The following is a 16,060-nucleotide window of genomic DNA, read 5'->3' as shown; positions in this document are numbered from 1 at the left end:
GTGCGCCTAGATCGACCAGTCGGTCGGTTCGCGGCGCGGAACGTTGTTGTATTGGTGGCGGAACTCGGAGATCGCGTTGTAGACGATCTTGCGCGCACGGTTGATACCGCCGAGCGGACGATGTGCCGGCAGACTGTGCCAAGGTGTGTAGGAAAGGTTCTCGCCAAAGGCGCGTTGTTCCTCGCTGTCAAATGACTGCTGGAGAATACGGATCGTCGCCACCTTGCGGAAGGGCGATTCGGATTCTTTCCACTCCTTGCCTGGATCTTCAATTGGCATGCGACTGGCGTCGGTCTGCAACTGTACGGCAAAGTCGAACAGGGCTTCGCCATGGGCCAGCTGCCTGACCATAGCCTGACGCAGATAATCCGGCCCCGGATCGGCCGGCACGTGGTCATCCGTACGATGGGGAATGGCTGAATATTTGACAGCGGTGTCGCCAAACAGATAGGGCGTCGTGCTCCAGTAGCGCATCTGCAGCGGATTGGCGAACTTCTTGAGGGATTTGATCAGATTCCAGATGACGCGCCAATGCGTGCCGAAGAAGACAATCTTTGGCCAGATGCCAGTCGTCATCGCCTTGATCATGGCATCGAATTCAGCCACATTTTTTGTCACGAATACATTCGTGCTGATGACGATGAAATCCTGTGTCTGCTCGTGTTTTTCGGCCTCCAGCAATTTTTCGCCCGGTACGCCCATCAGTTTGATCGCCATGCCGCGAATGTCGCGTGCCTTATCTGCCTGAATCGTGCCATCCTGATTGGAAAAGCGAATCCATGCCTGGTAGGTTTTTGGCTCGGCAAAAATACCGATGCGCAAGTCGCTCGGCAAGTCGCTCTCTACAGTGAACTCTGCCTTGACGACACCGTGCATCTTGGGATGAGCATCCCGTCGCATGATGCCGGTTGGATTGTCGCGAATGATCTTGGCTTTGAGTCGCGCTGCCAGATCAAGGGTGTCGGCAGCTTCTTGTGGCGGGATGTGTTCTTGGGCGAGCATATTGTCGGACATAAATAATAATTGTTTAATATGATGTCAGCGCGTTGCCGGAATAATTCACGCTATATTGTGCAAGCGGGATAGTCAGGCAGATTGCCAATGATCAACTGCGATGAATATTTTTGCAAGACCGACGTTAGGCTTGTCGGCTGCGACTGAACCCGGAGCATCAAATCAAGTTTCCTCAGCATCAGGATTGGGCACCAGCCAACCATGCGGTACAGCCTAAAACGGGTCTGCACCGCATGATGTTTTTCCGCGCCGGATCGGACTCCGGAGAAGCGGTGCTGGATGACGCCATGCTGCCGGCATACGATCTGGCCGGAGCACTTGATCTGTTTCTTGCCATGGTCAATGGCCTGCGTGACGTCCACAAACACACTGAGCTGCATCGGGCATTGTGCCTGGCCAATCTGCGCGTACGGCATGACGGCAAGATTGAATTCCGCAACGATGCCATGGTGCCGCTGGCGTACAGTTCGCCGGAGCAAACTGGTCGCATGAATCGGCACGTCGACTATCGCAGCGATTATTACTCGCTCGGTATCGTGATGTATGAGTTGCTCACCGGTCACCTGCCGTTCGAGTCGGACAGCGTGATGGAGCTCGTGCACGCGCACATCGCCAAGAAGCCGCAGCCTGTCAATCGTCTTAATCCGGTGATCCCGGAGGTTCTCTCGAACATCGTCCTCAAGCTGCTTGCCAAGAATGCGGAGGATCGTTATCAAAGTCTGGATGGTATCCGCATCGATCTGGAGCAATGCCGCAAGGCGATCGATGAGACCGGTGTGATCGAGTCTTTCCCGCTGGCGCAGCATGATGTTTGTGACCGTTTGCAGATTTCGCAAAAGCTCTATGGCCGCGAGCGTGAATACAATCGATTGATGAATGCTTTCCGCAATGTGACCAAAGGTCATGCGGAGTTGTTGCTGATCAGCGGTTATGCCGGTATCGGCAAATCGTCGCTGGTCAATGAAATGCACAAGCCGGTGGTCGCCTATGGCGGCTATTTCATCTCTGGTAAGTTCGATCAGTTCCGTCGGTCAATTCCATACTCCGCGATCAATCAGGCGCTGCGGGAACTGATGCGTCAGATTCTGACGGAGAGCGAGGCGCGCATTGCGCAATGGCGCAGCAAGTTGCTGAAGGCACTCGGCCCGAACGGACAGTTGATTATCGATGCGATTCCGGAGCTCGAATTCGTGATCGGCAAGCAGCCCGCCTTGCCGGCCTTGGGAGCGACCCGCAACAGCTTTCACTACGTGATGCAAAATTTCGTCAGTGTCTTCACGCATTCGGATTATCCGATCGTGTTGTTCCTCGACGATCTGCAATGGGCCGATGCCTCGTCCCTGAAGCTGATCAGCATGCTGATGAAGAATCTGGAAGATCCTTCATTGCTGCCGATTGGTGCCTATCGCAGTAACGAGGTCGATGTATCTCATCCATTGAGCGTAATCTTTGATCAGATCAAAAAAGATGTACCGGTCAAGACCATCGAGGTGCATCCGCTGGCGGAAGAGAACATTGTCGAGTTATTGGCCGATACCTTGCGGCGTGAACCTGCCGAGGTCAAGCCGCTGGCAACGCTGATCTTTCACAAGACGCTGGGCAATCCATTCTTCATCAATCAGTTCGTCAAGAACCTGCATGCGGAAGGCATGCTGACTTTCGATGATGGGCAGTGGCAGTGGGACCTGCACCAGATCCGCACATTCGACATGACGGACAATGTGATCGATCTGCTGACACGCGAAATGGGGCGGTTGCCGCAGAACACGCAACGCTTGCTGACCATTGCTGCCTGTATCGGCAGTCGTTTCGATCTGCAGACGCTGAGCATTGTGAGTGAAAAACCGGAACATGAAATTCGCGAGCTTTTGCAGGAGGCCATTCAAACCGGGCTGATTCAGCCATCCGAAAACAAGGTGGCTGCCTCCACGATCGTTTCTTACTCCTATCAATTCCTGCACGATCGTGTACAGCAGGCTGCCTATGAGGGTACGCCACGTTCGGAGACCAACGCGATTCATTTGCAGATTGGACGTCTGTTGATGAGCAGCCTGTCCAAGGCGGAAAAGGAAGAGGTCATCTTCGATATCGTCGATCATCTGAATCAAGGACGAGCCTTGCTGGCCTCGCAGGATGAGAAGGACGAACTTGCCAGCCTGAATTTGGTTGCCGCAAAGCGTGCGCGTCAATCGGCGGCAATGGATGTACATCGTGACTGTATTCAGATTGCACATGACCTTGGCGCGGTAGAGGACTGGAAGACCAAGCAGGCGTTCATGCACGAGCTGTACATGGAACTGATCAATGCCGCGTTTGCAAGGGCGGACTATCGGGAGATGGCGCGTCTCTGCCAACTGGTGTGCGATAACAGCACCACGTCGTTCGAAATTATTGCAGCCAAGGATTATCTGATCCGCTGCTACGGTGCGATTTACAAACCGCGAGAATTGATGGAAACAGGTATCGAGATGATGCAGATTGCCGGCATCAAGGTACCGAAGAATATCAATGAGGGCCATATCCGCCTTGCGCGCTGGCGCCTTGCGCTGGCGATGCGGGGACGAGATCCCTTGTCGCTCGCCAGTCTGCCGCCCGCAACCAATCAGCAGTATCTGCTGCAGGTGCACGCCACCATGGCATTCCTTGGATACGGGTTTACCTATCTGGCCAATTCGCCTGTGGTGTTGTGGGTTGCACTGGAAATCGTGCGACGCTCGATACGCTACGGCTCGTCGCCGCTGAGTGCCTATGCTTACGCCGTATGGGGGCGCACACTGGCGGGCAAATATGGTCATGTGGAAGATGGCTACAAGTTTGGCAAGGTGTCGTCCTTGCTGGGCGGTGACAAGCCGCTACTCGGTGCGGTTGGCATCTTTCACGGCATCATCCGCCATCGCCGCGAACATTTGCGCTTATCACTTGAGCCGTTGATGGATACCTACGTCAAGGCGATGGAAACCGGCGACCGGCCTGGCGCGATGGTCGCACTGTCCTTTGCCGATGCCATCCGTTTTCAGGCTGGTACCAATGTGCGTGACGGCCTGGTCACCATCCGCAAGGACATTGATATCTATCGCAAGATGGATTACGCAGCGCTGTTGGGTGTCATGATTCCCTGGGCGTTGCTGTATGCGCGATTTGTCGGCGAATCCATTATCGACATTACACAAGGGCGAACGCAGGAAGATTACGTCGTTGCACGCCGGGCGGCGGCTGATCCATGGGGCGTGTTTTATGTACGTGCGATTCAGTCGATCGGTGAATGCTACTTCGGCGAATATGCCGAGGCGCGTGCACATGCGGCAGAGGCACTGTCCTTGCCGGGGTTTGATTTCGGCACGCCGTCTTCCGGCTTTCTGCTTTGGGTGCATGCACTGGCCGAGATTGCGTTGTGCGATAGCAAGTCGCGCAGTGCCATTGCCCTGACACTGGCGAATGTCAATGCATCGCAAAAGCGTTTTCAGGTATGGGCCGAACACGCGCCGATGAACTATCTGCACAAATGGCAATTGGTCGAAGCCGAACGTTACCGGCTTGCAGGCAAGGTGCGTAAGGCAGAACATTTCTATGAAGAGGCGATCAAGGGCGCGCGCAGCTATGGCTTCCTGAGTGACGAGGCGTTGTCGCATGAACTGGCGGGACGATTCTTCCTGCAGCAGGGCAAGGAAATCAATGCGCGTATGCATCTTGAGCAAGCCCATGCACGGTACGAAGAGTGGGGCGCATCCGGTAAAGCGGCGCAGATGGAGATGTTGTACCCGGCCCTGCTTGTACGTGTCAGCGACAGAAAACGTCTGAACCGCCATGATGTATCCGATGCACGCGAGCGTCAGGTCGATGTACAGACCTTGGTGCGCGCATCACAAACCTTGTCAGGCGAGATTCAACTCGACAAACTGTTGTCCAAGCTGATGTATCTCCTGATTGAAAATGCGGGTGCCCAAAAGGGCGCGCTATTGATGATGGAGCACGGTCGTCTGTTTGTCTCCGCCGAAATCAATGGCGATACCGTCGCCGTGCAGGAAGGTCTGGCGCTAGAGAAAAGTCGCGGCGTCAGCCTGGCCATCGTTAATTACGTCAAACGTACGGGTGAACGTGTTGTGCTGGGTGATGCCGCGAATGACAGCCAGTTCAACAGCGACCCCTATATCGAACGTGAACAACCTAAATCCATTCTGTGCCTCCCGCTGCACAAGCAGGGTCAACTGGTTGGCATTCTGTATCTGGAAAACAATCTGGCAATCGATGCATTCACTTCGGATCATGCCGCACTGCTGCAAATGCTGTCGACGCAGATTGCAATTTCTCTGGAAAACGCGGGCTTGTATAACGATCTTGAGCAAAAGATCGAGGCGCGTACACAGGCGCTTAGTCAGAAAAATGCCGAGTTGCGCGAAACGCTGGCGTCCCTGCGTCGTACCCAGAAGCAGCTGGTAGAGTCTGCCAAACTGGCTTCGCTGGGCCAACTGGTGGCCGGTGTCGCGCATGAAATCAACACCCCGGTTGGTGTCGGGGTGACGGGCGCATCGACGCTGGCGGAGGAAACAGCGCGTCTCAAAGCGCTCTTTCAGACAGGGGAGATGAAGCGCTCCGATCTGGATGCTTATGTAGGCACGGCTGCGTCAATCAGCAAGCTGCTGCTGTCGAATATGGAGCGTGCAGCAACGTTGATTCAGAGCTTCAAGGATGTCGCAGTCGATCAGACCAGTGAAGAACGGCGTGTCTTCCGGCTCAAGGCCTATATCGAAGAAGTGCTGTCGAATCTGAGTCCGATGTTGCGTCGTACGGAACACCGTATTAACGTCAATTGCGATGACAGTATCGAGGTCGACAGTTATCCGGGCGCGCTGTCGCAGATCATCACGAACTTCGTCATGAATGCATTGCTGCACGCCTTCCCGGATGACACGCAAGGCGAGATGCTGATTGTCGTGCGTTCTGTCTATGCCAAGGGCCAGAAAACCAATCTGATCGAACTGCGTTTTTCGGATAACGGCAAAGGCATCCCGCATGAAAATCTGGCCAAGATCTTCGATCCCTTCTTTACGACGACACGCGGGCAGGGCGGCAGCGGTTTAGGACTCAACATCATCCACAATCTGGTGAACGGCCCCTTGCAGGGACAGATCAATGTCGAAAGCCAGCCAGGCGTGGGGACAACCTTTATTGTGCGTTTTCCTTCCAGCCCGGATTTGCCGGAGGGGATGGCTCGGATCGACGAAACTGAATTGCCGCATCATGAGAGCAGATGATGTTTGAAGACTTTTCTTTTGCGCCGGAAGCCGATGGCAACCATGCGGTGCCGCCGACTCCATGGAAGATACTGATCGTCGATGACGAACAGGAAGTGCATGAGATTACGCGTATTGCGTTGTCGGAAATCATCTTCAAGGCACGCCCGATTGTTTTCTTGCATGCGTACTCCGCGCAGCAGGCACGTGACATCCTTGATAGCGATGCTGATATCGCAGTCGTGCTGCTTGACGTCGTGATGGAGACGGATGATGCCGGTCTGCGATTGGTGAAGTACATTCGCGAACAATTGCAGAACCGCAGTGTGCGCATTGTTTTGCGTACCGGGCAGCCGGGACAGGCACCGGAACGAGATGTGGTGATCGAGTACGACATCAATGATTACCGCGCCAAGACGGAGCTGACGCGTCAGAAATTATTGACCTCGGTGATTTCCGCCATGCGTTCCTACGAGGACATTGTGTCGCTGCAGCGTGCCCGCGATGGCCTGGCAAGTGTCATCGGCGCAGCTGGCAGTCTGTTGCAGGAGGTCTCCGAGAACACGTTCACCACCCAGATTCTTTATCAGCTCGAGTTTCTGCTGCAGCAGCCGAGCAATGGCATGGTGGTACGCCGACATCAGTGCTCAGGGGAAGTCACCGTCGTTGCCGTTTCCGGTACTTGTTGTGATCGGGACGAGGCGTTGATGCGGCGAATCATACAGGCACTGGATTCCGCCTGCCATGCCTTCCAGGCCGATCATGTCTGCCTCTACATCAAGCCGATTCGTGGCGCGAGCGAGTACGTCGTCTGGTTTCCGTTGCAGCGACCTTTGTTGACGCTGGAGCAGCAGCTGGTGGACGTATTGAGCAGCAATATCAGCGCGGGACTGGCCAATGCGCAGCTTTACGATTCATTGAAAAATCTGAGTAACGATCTGGAAAATCAGGTCGTTGCGCGTACGCGCGATCTGCAGCTTGCCAAAGAAGAGGCGGAGCGGGCAAACAGCGCCAAATCCGAATTTCTTGCGGTAATGAGCCACGAGATTCGCACGCCGATGAACGGCATGCTGGGCATGATGCAGCTGGCAATGGCGGAAGCAACGCAACCCGAGCAGCGCGGTTATCTGGAGACGGCACAGTATTCGGCCGAAGCCTTGCTGACGATCCTGAATGACGTACTCGATTTTTCCAAGCTGGAGTCGGGCAATGTTCAGTTTGAGTCAACCGACTTCAACGTCATGAAAACAGTCGATGGCGTGATCAATCTGATGAAGTCGCGTACGCAGGGCAGTCCGCTCTCTCTGCAGGCAGAGTATCCGCCTGAGCTCGAAAAGGAGTTGATTGGCGATGTCGCGCGCCTCCGGCAGATTTTGCTGAATCTGGTCAGCAATGCGCTCAAGTTCACGGAGAAAGGATCGGTTCTGCTGAAGGTCGAGCAATTGCATCGCCAGGCCACCTCTGTTCGCCTGCGTTTTGCCGTGATCGACAGCGGTATCGGCATGACGCCAGAAGCGCAATCGCGTCTGTTTCAGGCATTTACGCAGGCAGATAATTCGATTTCAAGGCGTTTTGGCGGTACCGGGCTTGGGCTGTCGATCTGTAAAAAACTGGTGGACATGCAAGGCGGACAGATCGGCGTAACCAGCGTGCTCGGCACCGGCAGCCGCTTCTGGTTCGAGCTGGATTTTGGTTTGCCTCTGCTCGCGCAGGAAGCTGTCGTTGCCAAGGCTACCGAACAAATCGATGCCGTACGCGGCTTGCATATCCTGCTGGCCGAGGACAACGAGATCAATCAAAAAGTGGCTGTCGCCTTGCTGACCAAGGCGGGACACAAGGTCAGCGTTGCCAATAACGGGCTGGAAGCCGTCGATGCGGTGCAACAGCAGACTTTTGACGTCGTGTTGATGGATATGCACATGCCGGAAATGGATGGCGTTTCTGCAACACGTGCGATTCGCAGTCTGCCGCCTCCAGCCGCTGGGGTGCCAATTGTCGCCCTGACAGCCGCCGGTGCTTTGTCGGATATCCAGATCTGCATGGATGCAGGGATGAATTATTTTCTGATCAAGCCGTTCCGCATGGAACGTCTGGCCGGGATTTTGCAGGAACTGGGCAGAAAAAACTGAGCACAGGACGTTTTTTGGGGCGATTTTCGGGCTGATTTCGTTGGGATAGAGCAAGCGTTTGTCGTACTATAGCGCCTGTGTGTATTTAACGATTACCCCCACAGGAAAGAACATGCCCACAACGTCGCGCATCCCCTCGCGTTTTGCCCTGATCAAAGGCTTGCAACGCTCTGCTCTGATTGCAGGTCTGGTCGCCATGATGCATGTCACGCCGGCAATGGCAGACGATATTGCGGACGTTTCCCAGTTAGTGCGCTCCGGGCAATATACTGCTGCCCTGAACAAGGCCGACGCCTTTCTGAAGCAAAAGCCTCGTGACCCGCAAATGCGTTTTCTCAAGGGCGTCATCCTGACAGAGCAGAACAAGTCGGCGGAGGCGATCGACGTTTTCACCAAACTGAGCAAGGACTTCCCGGCCTTGCCCGAGCCATACAATAATCTGGCCGTTCTGTACGCCGCAGCAGGCGAATACGAGAAAGCTCGTACGGCACTGGATCAGGCGATTCGTACCAATCCGACCTACGCAACCGCGTATGAAAATCTCGGTGATGTGCATGCCAAGCTGGCCAGTCAGGCATATGACAAGGCTTTGCAACTGGATCAAAACAACAATGCCGCCAAGTCCAAGCTGACGATGGTGCGCACACTGGTTGGCAACACGACAGGTGGTACCAATCCGCAAGTTGCAGCAGTAACGCCTGCGGTTCCGGCGCGCCCTGCGGCACAGCCTGCGCAACAAACACCGCAGCCAACGCCACAGCCGGTTCCGCCAACGGCACCTGCAGCATCCGCACCACCGGCGGCCCCTGTGACCGAGCCACCAAAAGCCGATCCGGCTATGGAACAGCGACGTGCCGAAGAAGAGCGTCAGCGTGCAGAACGTGCCAAGGCGAACGAAGCGGCACAAGCGGCCAATGCCAAGGTACTGGACGCAGTCGAGAGCTGGGCCAAGGCATGGAGTGCGCGTGATGTCGGCGGTTATCTGAACGCTTACAGCAAGGATTTCGCTCTGCCATCGGGGCAGTCGCGCAAGACATGGGAAACCGAACGTCGCGCCCGTATCGAAGACAAGAATCGCATCAACGTGCAGATTCTGTCACTGCAAGTCAGCATCAGCGGCAAAACGGCAACCGTGCGCTTCCGTCAGGTCTACGATTCGGATCGCTTCAAATCCGATAGCCGCAAGACGCTGGTGCTGACACAGCAGGGCAATGCTTGGCGTATCCAGCAGGAGAGAACGGGTAACTGATGGTGGTGGCAAGGAACACTCATTTCGGGCATCGTGCGGTACAGCTTGCAACTGGCGTGATCGGTGTCGTGCTGTTGCTTGCAGTGGCGCAGCCATCACTGGCAAGTGGTACCAAGCCTGGCGTCCCCGTACGTCAGGATCCTGAATTGATGTTGATTGACGTCTATCAGTCACTGGCTGCCAATCGCCTGCGCGAGGCGCAGTCCAAGGCAGATGCACTGGTTGCTGCTTATCCCAACTTCCGCCTCGGACAACTGGTACGCGGTGACCTCCTGTTGCTGCATACACAGCCCATTAAGACCTTTGGCGCGGTAAGCGGCGCACCGTCGGACAATCTGAAAGCATTGCGTGACGAGGCGATTGTACGTCTCAAGTCATTGCGTGAACGGCCTGATCCCAATCTGGTGCCACAGGCAATTCTGCAAATTCAGCCGGCACAGAAAAATGTCCTGCTGATGGATGCAAAGCGTTCGCGTCTTTATCTCTACGCACGCGACGAAAACAGCCAGTTCAAGCTGGTGCGCGATTACTACGTCAGTCAGGGCAAGCTGGGTGTTGATAAGTTCAAGGAAGGTGATCAGAAGACACCGCTTGGCATTTACTACATTACCTCGCGTGTTCCGGGACCGCGCCTTCCCGAGTTTTACGGTCCTGGTGCCTTACCCATCAATTATCCAAACGAATGGGATCGGGTAAACGATCGCGGCGGGTCGGGTATCTGGTTCCACGGCACGCCCCCAGACAGCTACAGTCGGCCGCCATTGTCATCCGATGGCTGCATCGTCTTGCCGAATCCAGACATGATTGAATTGTCTTCACTGGTCGATGTTGGTACGACGCCTGTCATCATCAGCGAAGATCTCAAGTTTGTTACACCAGCACGTGCGGAAGCAGATCGAGCACATGCCAGCCGTATGCTGGATGCATGGCGTACCGATCTGGAAACAACGGATCCGGAAAAATTGCGTCGTCATTACTCCCAGCATTTCAAGGCCATGCGCGGACAAACGCTGACAGGCTGGCTGGATCGTATTCAGCAGGCCAACTTCGGTGCACGGCAGATCAAGGTAACGCTGCGAGACGTGTCTCTGTTCCGTTATCCGGAAAAGAAAGGGCAGAAAGAGATGATCGTAGCTGCCTTTACACAGGAGGCCATCATCGGCAAAGGCAAACACGTTACGCGCAAGCGCCAGTACTGGGCCAAGGAGGGTACCCAGTGGAAGATCGTGTCGGAAGCCAATATTCAGTAACCTCCTCCATATACGGCAAACGCTTGCCGACAAGCATTACCACCACTTCTTTACAATTGTAAAAGTCTATTTCCTTCGTGGATTTCCATGAGGCGATCTATATAGTGATTTCATGTCGAAGTAATGAATCAACCGATTCCGGTGATCGTTCGGCGGACAAGGAGTCAATCATGTTGCATAAAAAATGGATCGCAGTGGCACTGCTGGCAACGGCCACTGTCTCGACAACGGCAGCGGCGGACAATCGTGGTGTCAACACGGCTGTCGGTGCGGTTCTGGGGGCCGTGATTGGCAACAGTGTCGGCGGGCAGGATGGTGCAGTGGTCGGTGGGGTATTGGGTGCCGTGGTTGGTGCCACGGCTTCATCGGGCAGGGATCGTGGTTACGATCATCGTTATTACGGACGCAGCAATCCGCGTGTCACTTATCGCGAGCCGGTCTATTACCAGCCAGCGCCACGAGGCTACTACTCGTATGGCAACGGTTATCGCCATGACCGCGGGGGCTATTACTACGACTCACATCATTCGGGTTACTCACGTTACGAGCGTGACTACCGTCGCTAATTTGTCAGTGATTTCTTATGTGGAGAAGTCGCATTGCATACGGATGCACCATCCGATGCCTGTGCAGCTTTTCTGCCGAAAGGTCGCATCATGAAGATTTCATTTCCGCGTCTGAGCAGCCGTCTGGTTCTGCCTTTGCTGGCAGTGACGGTTCTTGGCGGGTGTGCCGTTGTGCCTTATGACGACGGTTATTACAGCCGTCCTTCATACAGCAGCTCTGTTTATGTCGCACCTGCGCCGGTTTATTTTGGTGGGACTTATTACAGTCGTGGCTATCATCGCCCGGCTCCGAGATACGCGCCGCCGCACCATGTGCATCCTCGTCCAAGACATCATCACCCTCATCCGCACCCAAGGCCGCCGGGCTGGCGTCGTTAATACGATGAAGTTGCATATAAAAAAGCTGATCGATCCGATCAGCTTTTTATTTTGCGCTTACCGATTCAGCGGCGCGGGTCACGTCCATCATGTGGTCCGCGCGGATAGCCATCACGATAACCACGATAGTCATTGCGATAATCGTTACGATAGCCATGATCATGATGACGTGGCGGCGGCAGAGGGCGCCAGTATTGTGATGGCGGCGGGCCGTAAATCACGACTGGCGGAGGCGGCTGGTAGTACTGCACGCTGTTCCCGTAGATGATGGGAGGCGCGTAGTAATTCGAATAATTATTCCAGGCTGGCGGCGGCCGATAAACGGGTGGCGGCGGATAGTAGCCGGGATAGCCGCTACCCACACTGATGGACCAGCTGACGCCACCGCCTGCAATGGCGGGCGCAGTCGAAGTGGCAGCGCTCAAGGCAGCAAGAGCAAGCAGATGACGTAGTGAAATATTCATGGAGAAACTCCTGATGGATACCTTCATTTAACGTCAATCCACGGCGTTTCTCAACGCGGAATGCGTAAAAGACTGTAACAGTCTCTTGCCATACAACCAATCATGTTGTCATGGTTGCATGGCAAACGAGGTCACTGCCACTATTTGTTGGGATCGCTGGCGATCAGCAGGGCGCAGCGCACTTTCTCGACCAGCATCGTATCGGTCGAGCCACGCCACCAGCGCATCGCCAGTGACTGCAATCGCGAATGACCGACAATGACAAGCTCGATACCCAGCTTCTCAACCAATGCGGCGATGGTCGGTACGGGTTCGCCGACTTCCAGATGGGTTTGCACAGCCAGACCTGCATTTTGCAAAAAGAAATGACTGTCCTGAAGTTGCCGTTGCATCTTTTCCTTCTCGGCCTGCAATTCCTCCTCGATGCCGACCATGGAGACCATCGCGTACTCGCCGAGCACTACAGCTTGCGGTGGATTGACGACGACGAGAAGATGAATTTCGGCAGAGGGATCGGGAGCCAGTCGTACACATTCCTGCAATGCAGACTGACTTTCGGGCGTGCCGTTATATGCGACCAGAATTTTGCGGTACATAAGGCCTCCTGCAGACGATGGATGACTTCAGTATAGCTCCAAGCCTCTGTTCTGTAAGAGGGAATGCGGATGACGCATCATGTCAGTCAATTTTCAGGCGTGCAAAGTTCAAGGCAACGAGGAGTACGCCGATCGCACCGATGGCGATCACCACTGTGGTACCGAAGTGCCCGATTGCCCAGCCTGCAGCACTTACACCAGCCGACTGACCAAGGAAGAAACACGATGCAAAGATGGAGACTGCCGCACCGCGCCGTTCTGGTGCCATTTGTGTTGCGTTGATTTGCAAGGTGTTATGCAGCATATAGAAGCCAAGCCCACAGACGAAGCAGGCAGGAATCGTCCACAACCATACCGGCGCCAGACTGATCATCAGAAGTGACGCCATGACGAGCAGACCGCCCCAGTGTACCAATCCTTTTTCACCGAGCCCGCGCACCAACCGGCGTGACGAGATCGCATACAAAAAGCCACCCAAGCCAAACAGCATGACAAGTCCTGCTGCACGCGTCAGCGAGAGGTGATGGACGTGATGCAAATGCGAAGCAATGAATGCAAAAGCACCATACAAAAAGGCACCTTCCAAGAACACGGTCGCCAGTACCACGCGCGACCACGGACGTTGTAGTACAAGGCTAAACTCGTTGAACATACGCCGCACGGCAGAGCCTTCCGCACGATGCGTCGTCAACGCTCGCGCAGGTAGGCGCCGGTTGAAGGCAAACAAGGTCAGGCTGATCAGTACAAAGCAGAACGAAAGCAGGAAGAAGGGCACGCGCCAGCTCAAATGATCTGCGGTAAAACCGCCAAGCAACACACCCGCCGAGATACCGATAATCTGTCCGATCAGAAACTGCGCCAGTACCGGTTGTCGTTCCTCATAAGGAATCACATCCCCGATCCACGCCATGGATAGCGGAATGATTGCAGCAGCGGTTGCACCTGCCAGCAGACGCGCCACGATCAACAAGGGATAGTTGGGTGCAAGCGCGCATAAGAGTGCCGTCAGTGCACACGCCATGCACGCCCAGGCGATGACAAAATATTTACCGAAGCGATCGCCCACCGGGCCAAAGAACAATTGCGAGACGCCATACGCAATCGAAAACGCAGTGATCACATAGGCAACCTGCCCCAGCGATACGCCAAATTCGCTGGCCAGTCTTGGCAAGAGCGGATCGGTAACGCGGAGCGAAATCGCACTGCCGAACGCAGCGAGCGACAGTGCGGGAATGGTCAGGCGAGGAATGTCCGAATGAGTGCTCTGAATGGCTTGCATGGTGCGCTGGCTTGTAAAGAGGCAGAAAGCGTACCGCAAATCGCCAATACGCACAGAAAGCTTCTCTTTTTGCAACGTGTTGGTGCATTTTTAGGTGCTAGTGCGTCTTGCACAGAAAGCATCAAAGTGCGTGAAATTTGCTGCCATGCATCATGTCATCTTTTCCTACAAGAACTTGCGAAGGCGTCCTATATGGGTAAATCGAGTCGCTCGCTAAGATTTAATCACGTCGGACGACCATGACTTTTTACAAAGGTTCCGCCGTCTGATCGCCAAAATTGATTGCCCATGCATATGCCTGAAGGCAACGTTATCGGCGCTAACTGTTATCCGAGGTGATCCATCATGTCGATACTCCATACCACGCACAGCGAGACATCTGCTCTCCTGAAAAGCATTCTTCAGGAAAAACCTGCCGATATCGATTGGCCGGCATATGTAGAAGCACGCCATCAAATGGCCGATACACAAGAAGATCGGCTGGCGCAGATTCTGGCGCGCAAGCGTGCACAGGCAATGGGTTATCTCTCCACACGCAAAAGTTCGCTGGCTGGTGCATACAGCAAGGCGGAATCACGCGTGTTCACACCGGAATTTGTCAGTGAACTCGAACAAGCCAATTCAACCCGTCGCGTCATCCGGAATCCATGGCTGACCGAGACGCTGCAGTCACACAGCAGCGATAGCGACGATCTGCACCGACACGCCAATGTGTTGCCATTCGGACCGCAAATTGCGGCCGACATGAGCGCTACACATTAAGCGACCTTCTCAATTTTTTTCGCGAGAGCATCATGAAATTCTCTTTCTTCGCTGGCCTGGCAGCCGTCGCCGGCATCATCTTTTTTGCGGTACAGCCTGCCACCGTATCCGCCGAAGCGTCATCTGTCCATTTTGCGCAGCAACCGCAAATCAATACGTTGGTCACGATTGCAATCCCGCCTTATAAATGGTGAGTACGGTCGTTTGTCTCTTCGTTGCCGTGATCAGTGCGGCGGCGGCACCGTCTTCATAGCATCCTGCGTTTTCTGATAAACATCGCGACATTTCGTCGTCGTGCTTTCCGTTTGGTTTGATCCATTCCATGCGCTGTACTCGTCCCGGTACTCGTGTGGTGCGCCGTTTTACGACAACAATCAGGAGAATCCATGCTTAAATCGCCCCTGCTACTGGCTGCAACACTCGCCATTGGTTCTGCTTACGCACAAACACCAACCAAGCCAGCCAATACGGCTGCGAGCGCGTCGGTGGCGCCTGCAGCGCAACACTTCACACAGGCACCACTGCCTTATGCCAACAATGCGCTCGAGCCAGTCATCGATACAGCGACAATGGAGCTGCACTATGGCAAGCATCACAAGTCCTATTACGACAATTTAAACAAGGAAGTCGCAAGCAACAGCAAACTCGCCTCGCATACCTTGCCGCAGTTGATCCAATCGATTTCCAAGTATCCCGATGTGGTACGCAACAATGCAGGCGGTGCATGGAACCATGATTTCTTCTGGGCCACGATGGCACCGGACGGACAGCGTGGGGAACCATCTGCAGCGCTGCTCAAACGTATCGAGGCCGATTTTGGCTCGCTCGACAAGCTGAAAACGGAATTCAACACCGCCGGTGGCAAGCAATTCGGCTCGGGCTGGACCTGGCTGATTGTGCAGAAAGGCAAGTTGGTCGTCTCGACTACGCCAAATCAGGACAATCCACTGATGGATGTTGTGAAGGTCAAAGGCACGCCGATTCTGGGGAACGATGTCTGGGAACATGCCTACTACCTCAAGTACAACAATCGTCGGGCCGATTATCTGAAAGAGTGGTGGCAGGTGGTGAACTGGAACGAAGTGAACAAACGTTTCGATGAGGCGATGAAAAAATAAGCAGCACCTCCTACAACTCGGCAC

The 16,060-nt window shown here is 54.7% G+C and carries 13 protein-coding genes; 9 read left to right on the top strand and 4 right to left on the bottom strand.

What is annotated here, in order from left to right; translation table 11 throughout:
• Window positions 1–6: 6 nt before the first annotated feature.
• Window positions 7–1,002, bottom strand: coding sequence for a catalase family protein (locus tag IEV29_RS06645; protein WP_229726267.1), 996 nt, complete (start codon window positions 1,000–1,002; stop codon window positions 7–9).
• 245 nt (window positions 1,003–1,247) lie between these two features.
• Between IEV29_RS06645 and IEV29_RS06640 the strand changes: the two genes are divergently transcribed.
• The 6 genes from IEV29_RS06640 to IEV29_RS06615 all read left to right on the top strand — a co-directional run bounded on the left by IEV29_RS06640 (window position 1,248) and on the right by IEV29_RS06615 (window position 11,817).
• Window positions 1,248–6,266 (top strand): trifunctional serine/threonine-protein kinase/ATP-binding protein/sensor histidine kinase, encoded by a 5,019-nt coding sequence (locus IEV29_RS06640; protein WP_229726266.1) that lies wholly within the window; start codon window positions 1,248–1,250, stop codon window positions 6,264–6,266.
• Window positions 6,266–8,374: a response regulator gene (locus IEV29_RS06635; protein ID WP_188380426.1), complete on the top strand. Its 2,109-nt coding sequence runs from the start codon at window positions 6,266–6,268 to the stop codon at window positions 8,372–8,374. Before IEV29_RS06640 ends, IEV29_RS06635 begins: the two co-directional genes overlap by 1 nt.
• A gap of 112 nt (window positions 8,375–8,486) precedes the next feature.
• Window positions 8,487–9,623 (top strand): L,D-transpeptidase Cds6 family protein, encoded by a 1,137-nt coding sequence (locus IEV29_RS06630; protein ID WP_188380425.1) that lies wholly within the window; start codon window positions 8,487–8,489, stop codon window positions 9,621–9,623.
• Between the two features lie 5 nt (window positions 9,624–9,628).
• Window positions 9,629–10,873, top strand: a complete 1,245-nt coding sequence (locus tag IEV29_RS06625) for a L,D-transpeptidase family protein (RefSeq protein ID WP_229726265.1) — start codon at window positions 9,629–9,631, stop codon at window positions 10,871–10,873.
• Window positions 10,874–11,043: 170 nt separating this feature from the next.
• Complete coding sequence (locus IEV29_RS06620) at window positions 11,044–11,439, top strand: YMGG-like glycine zipper-containing protein (protein ID WP_188380423.1); 396 nt, start codon at window positions 11,044–11,046, stop codon at window positions 11,437–11,439.
• A gap of 90 nt (window positions 11,440–11,529) precedes the next feature.
• On the top strand, window positions 11,530–11,817 hold the full coding sequence (locus IEV29_RS06615; protein ID WP_188380422.1) for a hypothetical protein: 288 nt from the start codon (window positions 11,530–11,532) through the stop codon (window positions 11,815–11,817).
• Window positions 11,818–11,882: 65 nt separating this feature from the next.
• Here the strand turns inward: IEV29_RS06615 and IEV29_RS06610 are convergent, their stop codons facing one another.
• The 3 genes from IEV29_RS06610 to IEV29_RS06600 form a co-directional block, all read right to left on the bottom strand.
• Window positions 11,883–12,281, bottom strand: coding sequence for a hypothetical protein (locus IEV29_RS06610; protein ID WP_188380421.1), 399 nt, complete (start codon window positions 12,279–12,281; stop codon window positions 11,883–11,885).
• Between the two features lie 140 nt (window positions 12,282–12,421).
• A complete protein-coding gene (locus IEV29_RS06605; RefSeq protein WP_188380420.1) occupies window positions 12,422–12,877 on the bottom strand; it encodes a universal stress protein in 456 nt (151 codons plus the stop codon).
• A gap of 82 nt (window positions 12,878–12,959) precedes the next feature.
• A complete protein-coding gene (locus IEV29_RS06600; protein WP_188380419.1) occupies window positions 12,960–14,156 on the bottom strand; it encodes an MFS transporter in 1,197 nt (398 codons plus the stop codon).
• Window positions 14,157–14,501: 345 nt separating this feature from the next.
• Between IEV29_RS06600 and IEV29_RS06595 the strand changes: the two genes are divergently transcribed.
• From IEV29_RS06595 to IEV29_RS06585, 3 genes are all read left to right on the top strand, one after another.
• Window positions 14,502–14,918 (top strand): hypothetical protein, encoded by a 417-nt coding sequence (locus tag IEV29_RS06595; RefSeq protein ID WP_188380418.1) that lies wholly within the window; start codon window positions 14,502–14,504, stop codon window positions 14,916–14,918.
• Between the two features lie 32 nt (window positions 14,919–14,950).
• Window positions 14,951–15,112 (top strand): hypothetical protein, encoded by a 162-nt coding sequence (locus IEV29_RS06590; RefSeq protein WP_188380417.1) that lies wholly within the window; start codon window positions 14,951–14,953, stop codon window positions 15,110–15,112.
• A gap of 192 nt (window positions 15,113–15,304) precedes the next feature.
• Window positions 15,305–16,036 (top strand): superoxide dismutase, encoded by a 732-nt coding sequence (locus tag IEV29_RS06585; RefSeq protein ID WP_188380416.1) that lies wholly within the window; start codon window positions 15,305–15,307, stop codon window positions 16,034–16,036.
• The last annotated feature ends 24 nt before the right edge of the window (window positions 16,037–16,060 follow it).

Origin of the sequence: Oxalicibacterium faecigallinarum (genome assembly GCF_014635705.1) — a bacterium.
GTDB lineage: Bacteria > Pseudomonadota > Gammaproteobacteria > Burkholderiales > Burkholderiaceae_D > Oxalicibacterium > Oxalicibacterium faecigallinarum.
This window is presented reverse-complemented; position numbering and strand designations above follow the sequence as displayed.